This window comes from Prevotella sp. AM23-5 (genome assembly GCF_003473645.1).
Classification (GTDB): domain Bacteria; phylum Bacteroidota; class Bacteroidia; order Bacteroidales; family Bacteroidaceae; genus Prevotella; species Prevotella copri_A.
Genome location: NZ_QUCG01000025.1, coordinates 1 through 18001 on the forward strand (window position 1 = coordinate 1; position 18001 = coordinate 18001).

Below are 18001 nucleotides of genomic sequence, written 5' to 3' on the forward strand. Positions count from 1 at the left end.
TTATCTCAAATTTTAACGAACTATTGATTTATTTTCCTCCTCATCAAAGGCTTCATCTGCCAATCTACCATAGCAACCAAGACGTTCTTCCTTTGATATCGGTTCTGCACAAAAAGCAGCCTCATTCTTCATTTGAGAAAGACGAGAAAAGAAATTCATACGGGTCGTGGTGTCTTTGCGCATGGAAGCACGTGTTCCTTCTGAACTATAATCAAAATTACGAGCATTGCGGATAGACATCGACATAGCAACTTCCATTGAATCTTGATTTGCTCCCATGTAAGTGAATGTCCAGCCTTCTTTGCGAAGTGTTTCCACAAGTGCCTTGATGCTACTACCATTATATTCTTTGGACGCATTCTCATAACCGTCAGTAATGATAGTAACAACAACCGCAACATCCTCAATGTCTTTGATCTGTTTATGCATCGCAGTAAGGGTGAATCCCATAGCATCGTATAAAGGAGTTGAACAACATGGTTCATAGTCGTTCATGCTCAACGGATGTGCTTTACCCACAGGTACTTTGTCAAAAACATTACATGTCTCACAGCTACAAAAAGTAACTAGTGAAACGAAATGCTCCTGTGTGTCGGCAAATTTCTCTTGCGCTTTCTTGATTCCAACCAAGGTTTCGTTGAATCCATCCACCGCTGCTTGACGTATTCTCTGCATAGAACCACTACGGTCAAGGATTATCACATTGAAGATTTGAGTCTTCTGCATTGCTGTCTTGTTTCTTGTTTCTTCCATATTATCTGATATTTTTGTGTTACAAACTTTATATCTTTATGAATATAGAGTGAAACAAGTAACCATTCCTATCATCAAAGAATATAAAAATCCCTTCTGTTCACCACTGATTATTCCTTCATCCAAGATTGTTACTTCATGATTTTATGTTTCGATACCCTCATTGCTATTATATATATGAGAAGAACTAAAGTTGGCGTTTATCCTCCAATGCGTCAGACTTGATCTTGTTCTGCGCATTCTTTCCTATATGCCATCCGTCGCACCATGCACATTTGTATACCGAGAAATGCACACCATGCTTTTTGCCCATAGCCTCAGCTGCTCTTAATGCCACCCTCTTATTCGGATAAGGAATCTTGGGGGTTCCGCTACGACGAGAAATATGGCTATACTTACTGAATATTCCAAAGGCATTATGTGTGACAAAAATGTTTCGCCAAGCACCCTTTCTTGTCAATTGGTTCCAAATGGCAAGAATACTATTTTTAAAACTTATTTTACATACATTCATCGGTTATAAATTTCTTGATGAAGTCTTATGGTTGGTGTTATATGACTACTATCGTATGCTTTTTTCTTGCGGTTTCTTGACCCCGAAAGCCTTCTACTTCATAAATATCAAACAGTCCTTTCTTTAATGGAGTAAGTTCGTATATTACAATAGAATCGTCTGCACCATCTAACATGTCCCTATCTTCTTTGGAATATACATATTCGCAGTTATATTCAACTTGAAAAGCAGTTTTATCATACTCTATACGATATTCTATGCCAACAGAGCCATAAACCCTGCCTTTGAATGTCAAATGATCACCATTAAGTTTAATTACTTGCATATCCTTTTTGATTATATGTAATGGAAATTGTTATAGTTAAATACGGATAGTGAAGTTCTTTCAGCATCCATGTTTTTGATACGCTGTGGTATTTCGCATAGAGGGATATCCTCGTCAAGTAGCCAACGTAAGTGTCCAAACATGATGGTATTGGACTTTAGAATCTCCTGTTGTGTAGCCATGACACCATATTCCACCGCTTCTTGCTCCTCAGATATTATCATGCCAGAGAACAGCCCATGCAGACCTTCTGCTCTTGCAAACTTATCAGCATGACACCATATACCAATCTGATTACCACCGTGCTTACGCAAATGGAATGCGTGTGGGTGTCCAACAATGATTTTGTCAAACTCATCCTTAGTGTCATCCTCTCGATAGAACAGCCCTTTGTCTGAGCCATGTCCAAGTAGCATGATTCGTTCTTGCGTGGAAACATGATGCAGCAAATGTTCCATTTCTTTGTTGGAACATTTGCCACTAACCACATTTGCATCCATACCCTCATATAGAGTAGAGAGTACAGAAGTCGTTCTGTCTTTTGGATGTACAACTAACATACTTACTTCTCTTATTTTTTCAACATTTCCTTTACATCGTCCATTGGTTGAAAAGGCACGATGATTTCCAAATCCTTATTGATAATGCAATAAGCATTCTCTTCGTCATTATCTTCCATTCCGAAACCATCCTCATCAGCAAAGTAGCGTCCATCGGGATATATTGTCCAGCAGATGGCACAAACACCATTTCTGAAATTGTCATATCTGCCGAACCAATATCGAACAGATTTACATCCATTGAAATCAGGACATCCCTCATATATTGCATCAAAGTCAATCTCGTTATCTGTCACAAGAAGGCTTCCGTCTTCACTTACAAGTTGCCTTGTCTTACCTGTTTCCTTATTGATGATGGTGTAACTTCTTCCTTCACCACTAAACACTGCCATATTCTCACCTATATCGTAGGCATCCTTTAAATTATTCTTGTCCATATCCGTAAGTTTTTATTTGTTGTAATAATTTTCCCATCTGTAATTTCCACTGATTACATTCATGTCCTCACGAAACTTTTCCATGTTAGGAACATTCATGACTGAAGTTGATATTGTCTTCAATGCTTTGGTTTTATAATCAATGGTCTCAAATGTAACTTTGACCTTTTTGTCTGATAGGAAAGAGTACGTTTCCTTTTTCAACGCAGTACCATACTTGCTGATTTCTTGCTTATATGCCAATAGCCCGTCTTTATATACACGTTGATGCTTGTTGCCATCCTCCCACGTAACGGAATACGCATTCAAGTCATCAGTTATTATTGGAATGAAGACAAGGTCTTTATCATCTGACTCTATACATGGATCATGGTGCCATACTGTTTTGACAATGCGCCCATTCCGATATTCCGATTCCATTGAGGGCAGATAATCTGCAAATCGGCAAACCTTATAATTTTGCAAATTCTTTCTTTTAGGTTCCATTGTCACATGGAAGATATAAAAGCCACCATGCAAGTCGCTTTGCCAAAAACTCAGGCAAGGTTTTACCGCTATGGTCAACTTATATCCGCTTGGCGCAACAATGCTATCACTGCCATATACCATATAGGCTTTTACAGCATCGCCATCTTTATCATATTCAATGTTCGTCTGTTGGTATTTTGCAGTGTTAGGATGTTCATAAACCATATCTGCTATCATTTGCCGAAAGCCAAGATACCCATCTTTATTCCTTCCATAACTTGCGCTGTCTGAATCCAAGCCTTCACATATTTCACTTTTATATTGGAGGAGATGAGACAACCGTCCTTCATCATCGTAATCATACACAAGAGTTTGTGCATAACATTCCGATGCCCTTGCTATCGTGGCAATCGTTCGTCCCTTGTTATCAAAGAACTCCGTCAGACTGTTCTGCGGTGCATATTGCAAACGATGTACAGCATATGAACCATCCGAGAATCGAACGGAGTCATATTCTATAAATCCACAAGGCATCATCAAGGAGTCTTCCTTGTTGGTATTGTCAGAAGTACTTTGCAGTTGTTTGAAATAGGTTATTCTTATATCTTCTCTATAACAAGAAGCTATCAATAACAGTGCAACGCCCAATACAAACAATGTATAACGAGTCTTCATAATTCTTTTCCCTATATTCAGAAACATTCAATCAATATTGCCGTATAATTGTCATCTCCTTGTTTCTTACAAAGGAAATCATAAACGTCAAGTATCTCTTCCAAGGGTTTGTCATCCATCATCCTTGCTTGCAAAATTTCAGGAGCCATGCTTTTGTATAGTCCATCCGAACAAAGTAAAACTCTGTCACCAGTCTGTAGTTTGATTTGTCGGATGTCTGGTACTGCCACTTCTGGGCGGTAAGAGAAGAAGCACTTGGCAACAATCTCCCATCCAAAATCAAGCCGGATATGGTCTTTTGTCTGATAAAGTAATCCATCACCTGGCCTTTGTACATAACAACGACTATCACCAATATGCGCAATGGTTGCCACTTCGTTTTCAATACTTACCATGACCATAGTCGTACCCATCTCTGCATGATGAAGCTCAAATGCCTTTTGATCAATAGCACAATTTGCTTTCTTGCAAGCGAGTTTTACCTTTGAGTCACAATCGGGCGTACTGATATGCTTCTTCCAAAAGTCAGATATAGTATTGCATACCGTTTCACTGGCAGTCTCTCCAAAGGAATGACCACCCATACCATCACAGACTATTCCCATAAACCTGTTGTTTTGTGGCATATCAATGACCTTGTAAGCATCCTCGTTATTATGCCTTCTACCAGTCTTGCTTATTGTTGCATATCTTATCTCCATATTACGATTATTTTTAGTTTATGATAGTATAGAGGCAAATGTAACCTCTAATCTATCTGTAACGTAATATTTCCGACAATATTATATTCAATAATATGGGAATCATGGCTTGCTGTGTCATATTGTTCTATCAATAATATACTTGTGTTTGATACTTGATGTCATGTTCATCGCAATAATAGCAGATCTCGCTTTTCATGCAACTCCCATGTTTTTTGAACTTCTTTTTTAATGATTCGATAAGACTATAGTCGTCAGATGCGTGCAAAGACCTCATCAGACGATTGGTATTTGCCACATCAAAGAATACGAAAGACTCAACCTCGCCGTCTCTTGAATATTCTTTCTCAAATTCACCCATATCTTGCTCGGTAATGGTGAGTTTGCCATCTTCTATTTGCGCATAGATTCCTGTGAACTCACCATTCGTTTCATGTTTGTAGATAACCTCTTCCATAATTTCCAAGTGTTAATGTTTAGACAACCATTCCACAAGATTATTCACGATGCCATTGGCTAAATCCTTTGGACCATGAGTTTGTTCATTCGGTCTATTGATGATTACAGCCAAGGCATAGCGAGGTTTCTTGCGTGGAAAAACTCCGACAAAGGACATTTCTGCCAATTCATGTTCACCGTTTTCAAGTTCTTTGCCTTGATAGTTGCCATATACTCCTGCTATATCCACTTTCTTTGGGGCATAAGATGCTTGTATGCCTTTCCCTTTGTTCAGACCAATCAATACCTCTTGCAGATATTTACGTCCTAAAGGCGTAATATTATTGTAAGTTTCCTCTGTAACTGAGTCCCCTTGCAAAGTCGGGAATGTCAGAGTATTCTTCTGATAGACACCATTAAAGAGCGCAGCCAATTCCATGGCGTTTGTTTGCTTTTCGTCACTTGTCATTTTCTTCCATATACCAAAAGCATTGTCGCCACGATTTACCAAGAGTATCTTGAACATAGCCACGTTAGATTTATGTGTCAATGCTTGGCGACAAGTCATTACACCATAACCGCCAGACCGCCAGTTATGGTCACGAATGCTGATGCTGTCACCTATATTATATATGCCACCGCACAAATCCATCATGTCATTGAGTGAACCATTGATATCTGCCAACATAGGAGTAATGCCTACAAGTGTCAAAATGCGAGGACTACATGCTTGTTTCAATAGCTTGCCCTCTGAATAATCATCTCTATCTTTCTCCAATGCAACCCATGATTTCAGTCTTCCTGTTTGTGCGTCTATAACAGCAATCTGTCCGTATGTTCCATTCAACATTTTCAACCCCTCAGACAAAACATCTTGGCATTTTTGAGTCATCACGCTATCTATTGTCGTGCATTCATCAAGTTTTGCTACATATTCAGGATTGTCCATCCATACACCAACAGTTTGATTGTTTTCTCCAACCACGCCAATGGTGCCACGCTCAATCCCTTTTTCTACATAGAAGTAGAATACCTCAATGCCATCTTCTGACACATAACGACGTGAGAAACCTGCAACATCTAAATCTATCTCCGTTACATTCTCATGCTTCTCCAAGTCATAGATACCCTGTTTGCCACCTTTTGAAACAACGGCAAACTTGGCAATGCTACAAGTGTCTATCTGTTCGCATTGTTCCAATGGTACTTGGGTGATGGGCTTTTTGCCAAATGCTTCTTCTGCATCAATAGTGTCAGCCACTATCACTTCTTGGGCGAAGGACAACTGTCCGAAAAAGGCTAAAAACATTGTGATTAAGCCTAACTTGAAGTATTTATTTGTGTTCATGTCTTTTATATTTTTGAATTATTGCATTTCTTCCATTTTCTGAGTCCATATTGTTTGTAGTTCTTGTTGCTTTGGCTCTAAATATGTCTTGGCATAACTAAGAATATCGTATTCGGTAGTTTCATCGTCGCCATCTTCCTCAAAGTCACAAGTCATAGATATTCCTGTTTTGGAAAAAGCTGGTTCAAAGCCAACACTATATCTTATTCGATTTTCTTTGGCATTCAACTCCTTGCAAAACTCACGAGCCATATCAGCGTGTATATCACTTATGATAACTGCGCCAACAAGCGAAATTGCAAATTTATCATACCCACAAGAAAAGACTTTTACTATTCCTTGTGGTAAACCAAGATAAACTTCTCCTGTACCATCCTCATTGCATTTACTGATATTGCATCTAAGTTTTTCCTCTTCTGCCAACAACTTGGCAAGCAAGACATACGAGTGCCTGCTTCGGATTTCTCGTTTGTAAGAGCGTTTCTGGAACTTGCTGCAAATCCAACTGCAACCAATCATTTGCGCAAAGCCTATAACTATAAGCCAAAACTGTGTAGTAAACATTATCGAAGTATTAATGAGTCTGGCTATAAACCTACTTACAATTTGGTATGTTCAAGGAAGACTCAATTACAACATGCTCTTCATCAAAACATATACTCTTCAGTGTTACCTTTTCAAGCACACCTTTCAACTGCTCTATTTCTGCCATGTTTACGATTACTCGATTGTTTGAGTTCTGAGTTATAAAGTTCGTTTTGTCTGGCAAGAGTTTCTTCAAGAAAGCAATGGCAGGAGTGATAAGCAATTCAACCCCTAACTTACCACTATATGCTATCTGTAGGTTGGAACAATCTATTTTCTCAACACACATTTCTACGCCTATACTCTTCGCAAAGCCAAAGACCTTTATTTTCGTTGACACGGAAACTGTAGATGGAGCGACAAATGCCAACGACACTTCTTTCTTGAAATTATGCAAGATAAAATCTTGAAGCTCTGAATATTTTATTTTTACTTCCATAGGTGTTATATATTTAAATTTTGGGTTTAATTGCTTTTACCATCAATCAAAGACTTCAATGTAGTTGGTATATTCAGGAAACCACTTGTCAAGCAATGCATCTGTCTTTCGTTCGATTTCTGGTGTGATGTTCTTGCTCACTTTCTGATAGACAACTGAAAGAGAAAAAGCCTCGTCTATCCATCCTATGATAGGCAGACGCTTCGCTGAAATCAAATCTACTGGGAACACCAAATAGGATATGGTTGACAAAATCATCAACTTATCACTTTTTGGAGTGTTCTTGCTGACCATGATGAAATAGAGCAACAAGAGTGGACGAGCACTAATACGACCGACTTTTGTTGCATACTCTTGCAGTTTGTCTTTCAAAGCAGCAGTGTCTATAATACTTGGTTTATTCATGTTTTCTATGTTTTTTGTTGTACATTTTTATATTATAGAGTAGGGAAAGAAAAACTATCTATCACAGAAAAAGAAAAACTTGCAAACTACGATATTATTCGAGGTTGCAAGTTGTTATTTGTAGATTGGTATCTATTGTTGATGCCGCAACAAGGGATAAGGCTAATTTCAAATCGAAGGTAGGCTGATTTTATGTTGAAAGTTGCCAGATTTCTGTCCGCATGCCCCTCCTTATTTATTCTCAGTCATATCTCTTTATTTCAATCAACCCTTCTTCATTCAATTGTCTTCTTTGAGAGCAAGTAAGTTTTTTTTCAGAATAAGTCCAGCCTCTATCATCCTCATTGGTCACGTTGGCTATATTTCCATCATAAAAGACAATGCGCATCCGCTTATACAAGCAGTCGTTTACAAGGTATAAGTACAATGAGGCAGACTTCTTATTGATAGATTTATTCCAAATTTTATCTCCCCAATCTTTTGCGTCATCTATATATGAGCCTTCATTGAAAGATGAAAGGAAGTCAAAAATGTCAGATAGCAGTCCCATTCTTTATTTCTTTTTGTTACCAATCTTGGTTATACCCCAAAGAATTAGGATTACAACTATGGCGATAACTACATACATAGTATCACCCTCAGCTATATTTGAAAATATTGATAATATGCTCATTTTTGTATCTTTTTATGGTTTGTTTGTTCCCAATCTTTTAAATCACAATAGTATTTCAATGCCAAATCAATGGTGTCACGTTCCATGTTACACATTTTCTTTATTTCTTCATCTGTATAATTCAAACTCGTCATACACATACGGCAAAAACGTTGCGCCCAACAAAAAGGACACAATTTGTTCTTTCTATCGGTAAATGCCTTTAATAGTAGAAGTGCCAATTGTTCGTCAAAACCACATTTGACATTTCCAATCTTAGCTGTTCCACAGAACTTCTCACATGCATATAAATCTCCATCAACATTGATAAAGCAAGAATAGAGTTCTTGAAAACAAGTCTTGATGTTCTGTTCATTAGGTAGCTTGTGAAGACTCCTTCTGTCAATAATGTTTACCAACTTTTGAAAAGAACCACCCATAATCCCTTTATCTCCATTTACATAAGCAATGAACGCTTCTCTATAAAAGCTATCCTTGACTTCCCATGAGTCATACGAACGTGCGGAGTCTAAGAAGTCGGGAAGGATGTGAGAGATATGCACTGGATAATGCCCTTTGAGAACAGGCTCGTCATCCCATACTTTCGCAAGTTGCTTGACATCATTCCAAGAATACACAGTGGACAGAAACCTAACTCTTTGGTCAAATATGGATGGGTATTTCCTTTTGAATAACTCTAAGTTCTTTATTATTGTATCATAAGAGCCTTTGCCAGTAATAGTCTTTCTGCATTTATCGTGCATCATCTTGTTGCCGTCAATAGTGACATTGACAAGAAAATGCTCAAACGAAGCAAGCCAATCTATAACACTTTCTGTAAGTGCAAGTCCGTTTGTTGAGAGAGAAAATCGTATGCGCTGGCCATATATGGAATATAACTGACCTGCAATCCATTCAATTTTCTTCCTTGCTAACAACGCCTCGCCACCATAAAAGCAAACAGTTATCTCTGGAGTATTTTTGTCTGCGTGTGATTTTATAAATTCAACAACATCACCCAGCAACTCATAGGATATTTCCGTCTCATTATGCGCTCTGCGGTCTCTGTAACTTCCAGAATAGCAACAATAGGAACACCTAAGATTGCATTGTTGCGTCATTTCGATGGTGAACATCGTAATCCTACTACCATCAACAGTTGTAGGTTGGTTGAAACAGACAACAGGACAAGTTTCTTGTTCTTTATCTTTCGAATAAAGACTTATCCTGTTGTCTGTTACATTATACCACAGTTGCTTTCCTGATGATGTCGTGAATCTATGCATACGTTTTAGTCAGAATAACCATAGTCTGCGTATTTATAAGTGCTACCTGTATTGTATCTACATTCTGAGCGACAATCACATGAACCAATTTCTTTTTCGTCATCAGATGCCTCAACAGAACTTGGTTTGTTATAATGAGATGTTTCAACACTTGGCTGTTCGGTTGTTTCTGTGTTACCAAGCAATCCGCTTTTTTCTACGCCATCAACCAGTTCGTCGATTTTGTCACAAGTCTCTTGCACCTTTCCGTCCATCATTTCATTATAAGCTGTCAGAGGGTCATCAGACTCATAAAGTACATGGTAAAGTTCCTTTTGCGAATATGCATGGTCAAGACCATCTATCATATTATGAGCAACTTCCGAACTAAAACCTGCGTTACGCAACTGTTCATAAGTCGGGAAAGGATGCTCTGCGTCAAAACCTGAGTCAAAAGGATTGGTGTGAGATGTTCCCAATAAGTCTTCGTTTGGATCTGCTAATCCATTTGTTGAAGGCATCATGCCCTCATTAAAATCCATATCGTCCATAGCATTTATGTTTTTGAATGTTATTAACTATCCAACGACATATTGTCTGTCATGGCATCTGAACCATAATCAAACATATTGTCCATTGGCATTACTTCTGAAATGACATCATTGTCTGAATAGTCTATATGCGACCATCCTTCATCTGTGTCATCCATATTTAGAGAGTCATCTATTGTTCCAAAACTATCACTGTCGTAAGCGTAAACGAAATCATCGTATGACAAATCATCAGTGATACTCAATAAATGTCCATCAGTATAGTATGGCACATATCCCAATTCATCCACTTGCCAAATGTCCGTAAACTCATTGTGGAAAGGGAATTCTTGCAGCGCATAGTCAGTTGCAAAGTTAGAAACCTCCATACTTTGCGTTTCGGCATTGTACTGATAAGGAGCTGGTTCATCTGTTGCCATCATAAAGAAGTTGGAATCTCTCCATGAATGGGCGAACCTCTCAAAATCGTACTCCATGATTGAGCCGTTTCCTGGGTCTGTCAATACGACAGTTGAGTTTTCAGGATTGTTCGGGTCAATATTGACACTTGTGACAATAAGGGCATGGTCGGCATTTGTCAGATTGCGGTAGAACTCATATTCCTCAGAGCCTGGTTCTGCCCATAACTCATGCGAATCAACACCGACAATCACCCGATGTCCATCTTTCAATTCATTTATAAGGTCATACACTGATTCACAATGCTGTGAGTGTGTCCCAACATTGCAAGTTTCAAGCAAATTCCCGACATCGCTTGGTTTGGTACCACTTCCGTGATACCAGCCTTGCTCTGTTGCGTATGCTGTCAACTCTTCTTTTGGAATCTGTATTCCGTAATCACGCAATATCATCTCTTGACAACGAATCGCACAGATAGGGTCGTGGCCTTGAAAGATATTGGTGTCAAACTCAGTCTGAGTTACTTTTGGTCCAAATGTTAGCATTATAATTAATTTTCTGAAAAAAGTATATTTCCCCAATCTTTATTTAATGCTGTTAATTTGGAGACATAAGCAAATACTTTATCCCTTACATCGGAATTTATTCCAAACAATTCTATGAGTTGATTGATGAATTCTTTTTCTGTTTCATCAAGAAAACCGTCTATACAAACAACTCGTATGGCAGTTTCTAACAATACTTTTTTATCTCCTATATTTTTTGTTTCATTGCAAATTTCTTCAACAGTTTTTTGTGGGCTTTCTATAGGTTCAGATAATGGCACACCAAGTAATGCCATAGACAATTGGTCCAATAAATCTTTCTCTTTCTCATGAATAACCCCATCACAAAGCATAGCATAAATTGCTATGTCAATAATGTTTTCGTTAAGTTTTTGTTTATGTACAAGGTTATCAACAACGTCGGTAGGCATTATACCATTTTCTGCAAGCATGTTTCTTTTATACGCTAACACCTCGTCAAATCCAATTGTTATATCATCATACGTGAAAGCACTTGTACCTAGACGCTTTTTCTTTTGGGCTGCATCAGCTAAAGATAGAAGAATTGATTTTCTTATATCTCTCCCCGAAAAGCCTTCAAGTTTATTAGATAAGTTCTGATAATTCTCTTCTGAAAGAGGAACAGCAAATGGGAATTGTTTAGGCAACATCTTTTTTATAAGCAGTATCCTTGTGTCATTATCAGGAAGTTCAAACTTTATGGAATCGATGATTCTTGACTTGAATGCTTCATCAACATCTTTAAGTAAATTTGTTGAAAATATCACACACCCATTAAATTCCTCCAACAATTGGAAAAGTTCATTCGACATTCGGTTGTAATGCTTATCTGAACTACTTTCCGTATTCTCGATTCTGCTACTTAAAAAGGAATCAGCTTCATCAAAAAACAAAACACTATCATTCTCTTCTGCAAACTTGAATATTGCATGAAGATTTTTAGCACCTTCTCCAACCCATTTTGATTCGATTTCAGCATAGCTCGAATGAACTACCGATTTCTGCAAATAATTGCCAATAGCTTCTGCTGTCATTGTTTTACCTGTTCCTGCAGGACCGTAAAAACACAATATAGATTTTGTTGCTTTATCAACAGAAGAAAATCCCCAATCATTAAATATCTGTTCTCTGTTTTCTATAATTGACAATGCACGGAGAATTCTTTCTCTTGTTTCTGTATTTAGAATGACATCATCAAATGACCATTTGGGGTCTTTGGCATAAAAGATTGGGCTTTCATCGCCTTCCTCACCATGTGACTTTATATCGTTAGCAACATCCAAAGAATATTCTGTAAGTCCGATTGCTATTAATAATGGATAAAAATTATTTGGTAACGACAAATGTCCCAAGCGATTTCTCACAGAGTAAAGATATGCGTCACCATCAATAGCTTTTGACACCACAGAATAAATGTTTTCTGTATGTTTATGACTTTCTGAAAGTTCTTCTTTTGTTGGATTGACAATCAGAGTTATATATAAATCGACTTGACTGTCTTTTATATAGTCAACATTTTTGTTCTGCAACATATTGTTGAGTTGTTTCTCTATCTTGTTAAGCGAAGAACCAACTTCTAAAGTTGAATTGCAGTTATGTATTTTGTGAATATACTTAATATTTATCATATACGTATTCTTGAATATTTAGTAACATTTCCTCCTTTACTTTTTACTTCTATATCTTTAGTAGTACCATCTTTTTTTCTAGCTTTAAGATGATAAATTGTTCCGTATTCTGTATCATATTTATGCGTGATGTTTTCAACATCCGCATACATTGTTTCTGGAATCTCACTTCTTATTTTGGCTCGCAAGGATGACTCTGTAACGTAGTCTACATATAAGACTAAAGCTCCTGCACACAATAACGTCAAAGCTAGTATTTCTAAAATCATTATTCTACAGGTATCTCAAAAATTTTACCATCTCTAATAGCTGATAAATCATCTGCAATGCTATTAGGAATTACTAATTTTCTTTTTATAACTTGTTTCGTTTCCTTATCTAGCACAATAACAAGAATGCTTTTATTTAAATCCTTCTTTGGAATATCTATTCCTCCTTTTAATGCTTCTTTGGTTGCTATATTAGGAAGAATGTTTATGTAAGCTTTTTCGTATTGTTCTAATGTGTCACCTAATACATTATCAATCCAATCTATTATGGATTTCATAGACAACGACTTCACTCTTTGTATATCAGTTTCGTCTAACACATTAGTTAATTTTTTCTTACTATTGCTAATTCGGTATAAGCAATAGGATATTGCTGCAATAGAAATGATGCAAGCTGAAAGTAAAATTGTATTTTGTGTCATTTTCATCAGTCTGTTATTTTTGAGGCATAAATTCTTTTTCTTTTATGTGCAGCTGCAATTGTCGTGTCAAAACCTTTATCTGAACCGACAATCTTACTTCCACATATTTTTCCTTGAGAGTCTGTGACATATCCAAGGCTTCCTTTTCCTTCTCTTACTTTTCTAGAATATGTGGTTCCATATTCTTTGTCATACTTTTCAACAACTTGTATTACTTCAGGAGTCGGAGGAAGTACACCGCCTTCACTATCACCACCGCTAAAGAAATTTCCTATGGCATCAATAATAGAATCAATCATATCATCAATCCATTCAAAGAAAGCTTCTATAGCAGAAAAAATAATTCCTACAAGCCAAAACGCTGTTTCAAATAAAAAATCTGCTACGGCGCATACTGCATCCCAAGCCTTGCTTGCTACATTTTTAGCGCCTTCCCATAAACTACTAAAAAATCCCATCTTTAATCTTCAAAAGGTATTACATATATTGACTTTCCGTTATACAACTCTTTCATTTCTTCAGTGTCTGAGTCACATATAAAACAGAACTTAGGAGTTGTCCTTAATTCGAATTTGTCGTTTTTAGCAAGAAATGCGCAATATACAATTTTGTTCTTTGCACTGTAAATTCCTCGAATGACATAAACTTGATTAAGATTTTCTACATCATGCTCATCAATAGAGTCCAACCAATCGAGAACATTCTTTATAGACATATAAGTTCCCATCTTTTTGAAAGGGATGTTGCCATTGTTAACTCCATTTACAAAGAAAGTTAAGATGCTTTTTAATTCATCAACAGAATTTGAAGTCTGTGTAGCGTCTCCCCACGGATCTGAAGGTTCTACCTTTTGGGGAAAATTAGGAGAACCTTGTCCCATAAGACGATAGCCCTGTTCAACAAGCTTGCGTGCAACTCGTTCCTTTAGGCTAAGATGTTGTTTGTTGTTTGTTGTTTTCATTTTTATTAATTTTAGAGAATAATTATCAGTCAAATCTATAGAATAAAATTCTTTTTTAGTTCTATCACCTATGCCATTTTTTAATGCCTTATTTAAAAATGCAAAATACAGAACGTTATTGCATTTTTCATATATGCATTGAGAATATTTATCGTCACAGAACGTTCCAATTATTGTATCAGAATTCCATAAGCAAAAGATAAAGAAACTGGGATATAATGCGTCTTTTTGCAATTCGCGAATTATATCACAGATACTTCCTAACGATGTATTAACATCTTCTATTACCTCTAATGATTCCTCTTTTTTAATACACAAATTATCTATAACTTGCTTTATTTCCCCTTCTAGTACAGAAGAAAGGCCCAAATTGTGCAATTTTTTTATCTCCACAACATTAGCATTGGCATATTTCTCTATTGCGTGAATTTGTTGGCATGCTAATTTGTAGAACTCATCTTTTTCAACACATTCTTTTATTGATTGAAGATAATCCACGGACGTTTTTACACAAAATTCAGCATAGTTAGAATATTCTTTAAGATTGTTGATATTTTCCTTTTTTACCAAAGGTGTTAAACTTTGAATATTGCAAATTTTATGCAACATGGGTACAACATGATAAACGCCCCAAAAGTACTTATCTGCAACAAAACCTATCAAACTCTCAAGATAAGGCACAAACTCTTCAATGGTTGTGTTTGAAAAATCATCCGTCATTTCCTCTTTCTTTTCTTTATTATAGTCATAAGAAAAGATACGTTTTGAAGTCTCAACATCATCCCCATGAGGAATATCTATTCTGTAAGGAAGTTCACTATCCTTTCCCATACCCCAGAGTTTCACTCTGAAATGAAGCCAAGGATCAAAGTATGGTGTAACAACAAGTACAGGAACATTTTTCAGATTCGTTTTCAGCAGTTCTATATCATCAAGGTCTATCGGATTAGGTTGTGATACACCATGCTTCAAAGAACGACGATTCCATCCACCACCATAATATACAATAGGATGCGTTGATTGAGCATTCCAATTATTATTCATCTCTGCCTCTAACCGAAGGTCAATATCATCATAAAACATTTCATTGAACCAATCGCAGTTAGAAGGCGTAAAGATGCAATGCATATTTACAGATTGTGTAGTTCCATTGAACAAACTTCCAAATGATTCTCCTTTCATAATGAAAGGCAGAACATTGAGAGGCCAATTCTGGATAGTAAAACTATGCGCAAAGTTTTCCAACAAAGCATCATAATTGCTATTTATGTCCTCAACACGTTCTTTATGTACTTCCGCTTCAAGTTCTAACGCAAGCTTGGCTGATTCTGCTTGCAGCTTACGCATCCTTTCAAAGTCATGCTCAGCTGCCGCTTTTTGAAACTCACGCTGTTTCTTTTGAATTTCTGTAGTCTTCTTGCTGTTGGCATAGTTATTGAAAAATTGCATTCCAATACTTGCCACCATCATTGTAATCGGATCTATCATTGTTATGCCTCCAAAGATTTGTGGGTTAAACATTGAAGTTCCTTAGACGCTTTTCCTGCCTCTATTGCAAGTTGCTTGATTTCCTCTTTTGTGAGCAAATGTGAAGGACAATCAGACTTCTCTAACAGGTCATTCATCGTTTTATATTCATTCAACATAAATGAACATAGCTCCTTGTTATCCTCATTTACCAGCGATTTCAATACATTTGGATTATTCTTCAGATAGTTAGGGAGTGTTGGTGTACGTCCTTGCGTCATCAGCATATAACTATCACGAGCACAACCTGAAACAATCGTAGAGATTAAAGTTATGTGGTCTTGAATAGCTTTCTTTCCTTCCACAGTGAACTTTTGCTGAGGTGCGAGATATTCCGTTGGACAAGGAATTGAAAACAATGGTCGTATCATTGGCATTGCTTCGGATTGAGCCTCCCACATGGATGCCGTAAAATGAATGCTTCCACCTTGAAAGAAAGGAGATATAACCAAAGTTGGAATATTACTCATGATGGCATGTAAATTCAATATTGCAGAATTGTGAGCAACATCTTTGTCACACCATCTTCTATATACAAGATTTCCAAGTTGCATTTGAGTTTTATCCAACTCATTACAAATGTCATTGTAATCCAATGCTGCTTGCTTCGTATGCAATAGAACAACATTCAGAGGACAATCGCTGTTATATCCTAATGCTTTATAACTTTTAGCTGCATCCAGTAATTGAGATATTACTTTTTGCTTTATAGGCAAACATTTCATGAAATAGGTTCTTAACTCTTCTGTCTTATGCTGCAAAACAGTCTGTTCAAATCTTTCTTCGGCACGATACTTACGTGCAACTGCCATCTTTGCTCTCATATCGGCAACTTTCTGTGCTTCAAGTTCATCTTGAAACTCTTCTTTTGCCTTACGGAGTTCCAACTGGTGTTGCTGGGCAATATCGGCTTGTTTGTCTTGTTCCTTACGCCTATCATACCCAAACACAGATTGAAGTGTTGAGCTGATTAGCATATAAGGACTGAAACATGCTTGTTGATGTCCGTTCATATCTATAAATCGTTAAAATTAGTATTGTCTAAGTCTATGAGTTCATCATGATTCATAGTATCACTAAAATCTGTCTCCAAATGGTCTGATGTTATATCAGAAGAGTCTTCATCTAATCCTATATGGTCAGTCATTGATGAACTATCATCTTCTGTCCCCATTGCATCTGCTTCTAAAGAGTCTACTGCACAAGCGGCAACATCTAAATCCGCCCAATCACCAATATTCGAATAATCATTATCGTCCATTTGTGGAATCTCAAAATCTGTAGATGAAATATCTTCTGGAACAGTCAACTGCAAAGGTTCATAATTTGCAATTGTATCATCTATGGCATGGCAACTCGACATGATGTCTTGCAAAGAGTCATCTGCATGGATTGCCGATGCAATCTCATTCATTCCATCCTCCGTAAGATTTCCATCCAAATACGCAGCAAATTCCTCTATACTTACTGGTGGTACAAAATCTTTATGCATGACCTACCTCCTTTCTGAAAATTCGCTCGTACTGCTCTTTGGCGAGTTTATGCTTGTTATAATAGTTCTCCATTGACATACCCAATTCTTTTGCGGTTTCCTCATTGGTCTTCAGCTCTAAATATCGCAGACGTATTAACTCGCTGTAACGCTTGTTGGGCATCTGTTTGATAATTGTCAGAGCATCTTGACGATTGAGATTAGAAAAATCTATCTCTATAGAACCATAAATAGAATCCGTTCTATCACTCTCATCATCATTTTCTTTTAGATTGGAGTGAGAAATCTGCTCATGCTTAGGCATTTTCTCTTTTGTTTCAAACTGCTTGTAGCAATAAAACAAACATGCGGTCTTCAACCAACTTGTCAATGTACTTTCACCTCTGAAATTTTCCATCTGACATTTGCCTGTAGCCTTGCTTGGAGCAAGAACAACAATGTATATCTCGTCTATAAACTCCTTGCAATTTGCACAATCGGTATAGTAGTTGTCATAGATGGACTTAAACAGTGGATAGCATTGTTGGTAAAAGTATTTGCGTGTAACCATTTCGTCCTTGTTTATCAATGACTTGGCTATTTGCAAATCTTGTGTAAATATCTTTTTTACAATCATTGCTA

Annotated in this window: 24 protein-coding genes; all 24 read right to left on the bottom strand. The window is 37.1% G+C overall.

Going from position 1 to position 18001, the window contains the following annotated elements; all coding sequences use genetic code 11:
- Positions 1-12: 12 nt before the first annotated feature.
- The 24 genes from DW657_RS07805 to DW657_RS07920 all read right to left on the bottom strand — a co-directional run bounded on the left by DW657_RS07805 (position 13) and on the right by DW657_RS07920 (position 17996).
- Positions 13-753, bottom strand: a complete 741-nt coding sequence (locus DW657_RS07805; protein WP_118312060.1) for a VWA domain-containing protein — start codon at positions 751-753, stop codon at positions 13-15.
- A 187-nt stretch (positions 754-940) separates the two neighbouring features.
- On the bottom strand, positions 941-1090 hold the full coding sequence (locus tag DW657_RS17725) for a hypothetical protein (RefSeq protein WP_158577332.1): 150 nt from the start codon (positions 1088-1090) through the stop codon (positions 941-943).
- Positions 1091-1304: 214 nt separating this feature from the next.
- The gene (locus DW657_RS07815) at positions 1305-1592 is read right to left on the bottom strand and encodes a hypothetical protein (protein ID WP_118312062.1); all 288 of its coding nucleotides are present in this window, start codon (positions 1590-1592) and stop codon (positions 1305-1307) included.
- Between the two features lie 11 nt (positions 1593-1603).
- Positions 1604-2152, bottom strand: coding sequence for a hypothetical protein (locus DW657_RS07820; RefSeq protein WP_118312063.1), 549 nt, complete (start codon positions 2150-2152; stop codon positions 1604-1606).
- Positions 2153-2163: 11 nt separating this feature from the next.
- The gene (locus DW657_RS07825; protein ID WP_118312064.1) at positions 2164-2589 is read right to left on the bottom strand and encodes a hypothetical protein; all 426 of its coding nucleotides are present in this window, start codon (positions 2587-2589) and stop codon (positions 2164-2166) included.
- A gap of 12 nt (positions 2590-2601) precedes the next feature.
- Entirely contained in the window at positions 2602-3732 is a 1131-nt protein-coding gene (locus DW657_RS07830) for a hypothetical protein (RefSeq protein ID WP_147381905.1), read from the bottom strand.
- Positions 3733-3749: 17 nt separating this feature from the next.
- Positions 3750-4433, bottom strand: coding sequence for a PP2C family serine/threonine-protein phosphatase (locus tag DW657_RS07835; RefSeq protein ID WP_118312066.1), 684 nt, complete (start codon positions 4431-4433; stop codon positions 3750-3752).
- 130 nt (positions 4434-4563) lie between these two features.
- Complete coding sequence (locus DW657_RS07840; protein ID WP_118312067.1) at positions 4564-4890, bottom strand: hypothetical protein; 327 nt, start codon at positions 4888-4890, stop codon at positions 4564-4566.
- 12 nt (positions 4891-4902) lie between these two features.
- Positions 4903-6219: a hypothetical protein gene (locus DW657_RS07845; RefSeq protein WP_118312068.1), complete on the bottom strand. Its 1317-nt coding sequence runs from the start codon at positions 6217-6219 to the stop codon at positions 4903-4905.
- A gap of 18 nt (positions 6220-6237) precedes the next feature.
- Positions 6238-6642 carry a hypothetical protein gene (locus DW657_RS07850; protein WP_147381906.1) on the bottom strand — a complete coding sequence of 135 codons (405 nt, stop codon included), beginning with the start codon at positions 6640-6642 and terminating at the stop codon, positions 6238-6240.
- A 172-nt stretch (positions 6643-6814) separates the two neighbouring features.
- Positions 6815-7243, bottom strand: a complete 429-nt coding sequence (locus DW657_RS07855; protein WP_118312070.1) for a hypothetical protein — start codon at positions 7241-7243, stop codon at positions 6815-6817.
- A gap of 42 nt (positions 7244-7285) precedes the next feature.
- Entirely contained in the window at positions 7286-7648 is a 363-nt protein-coding gene (locus DW657_RS07860) for a YkvA family protein (RefSeq protein WP_118312071.1), read from the bottom strand.
- Positions 7649-7889: 241 nt separating this feature from the next.
- Positions 7890-8198, bottom strand: coding sequence for a hypothetical protein (locus DW657_RS07865; protein ID WP_118312072.1), 309 nt, complete (start codon positions 8196-8198; stop codon positions 7890-7892).
- Between the two features lie 119 nt (positions 8199-8317).
- Complete coding sequence (locus tag DW657_RS07870) at positions 8318-9586, bottom strand: radical SAM protein (protein WP_118312073.1); 1269 nt, start codon at positions 9584-9586, stop codon at positions 8318-8320.
- Positions 9587-9591: 5 nt separating this feature from the next.
- Positions 9592-10116 (bottom strand): hypothetical protein, encoded by a 525-nt coding sequence (locus tag DW657_RS07875; protein WP_118312074.1) that lies wholly within the window; start codon positions 10114-10116, stop codon positions 9592-9594.
- Between the two features lie 23 nt (positions 10117-10139).
- Positions 10140-10808: a hypothetical protein gene (locus DW657_RS07880; RefSeq protein WP_147381907.1), complete on the bottom strand. Its 669-nt coding sequence runs from the start codon at positions 10806-10808 to the stop codon at positions 10140-10142.
- Positions 10809-11065: 257 nt separating this feature from the next.
- Positions 11066-12709, bottom strand: coding sequence for an AAA family ATPase (locus DW657_RS07885; protein ID WP_118312076.1), 1644 nt, complete (start codon positions 12707-12709; stop codon positions 11066-11068).
- Positions 12706-12978 carry a hypothetical protein gene (locus DW657_RS07890; RefSeq protein WP_118312077.1) on the bottom strand — a complete coding sequence of 91 codons (273 nt, stop codon included), beginning with the start codon at positions 12976-12978 and terminating at the stop codon, positions 12706-12708. Before DW657_RS07890 ends, DW657_RS07885 begins: the two co-directional genes overlap by 4 nt.
- Complete coding sequence (locus DW657_RS07895) at positions 12978-13406, bottom strand: hypothetical protein (RefSeq protein ID WP_118312078.1); 429 nt, start codon at positions 13404-13406, stop codon at positions 12978-12980. The genes DW657_RS07890 and DW657_RS07895 overlap by 1 nt, the downstream gene beginning before the upstream one ends.
- Positions 13406-13858, bottom strand: coding sequence for a hypothetical protein (locus DW657_RS07900; protein WP_118312079.1), 453 nt, complete (start codon positions 13856-13858; stop codon positions 13406-13408). Before DW657_RS07900 ends, DW657_RS07895 begins: the two co-directional genes overlap by 1 nt.
- A 2-nt stretch (positions 13859-13860) precedes the next feature.
- Positions 13861-15849 carry a hypothetical protein gene (locus DW657_RS07905; RefSeq protein ID WP_147381908.1) on the bottom strand — a complete coding sequence of 663 codons (1989 nt, stop codon included), beginning with the start codon at positions 15847-15849 and terminating at the stop codon, positions 13861-13863.
- A gap of 2 nt (positions 15850-15851) precedes the next feature.
- Positions 15852-16901, bottom strand: a complete 1050-nt coding sequence (locus DW657_RS07910; RefSeq protein WP_118312081.1) for a hypothetical protein — start codon at positions 16899-16901, stop codon at positions 15852-15854.
- 2 nt (positions 16902-16903) lie between these two features.
- Positions 16904-17380, bottom strand: coding sequence for a hypothetical protein (locus DW657_RS07915; RefSeq protein ID WP_118312082.1), 477 nt, complete (start codon positions 17378-17380; stop codon positions 16904-16906).
- Positions 17373-17996, bottom strand: coding sequence for a sigma-70 family RNA polymerase sigma factor (locus tag DW657_RS07920; RefSeq protein WP_118312083.1), 624 nt, complete (start codon positions 17994-17996; stop codon positions 17373-17375). The genes DW657_RS07915 and DW657_RS07920 overlap by 8 nt, the downstream gene beginning before the upstream one ends.
- Positions 17997-18001 lie beyond the last annotated feature (5 nt).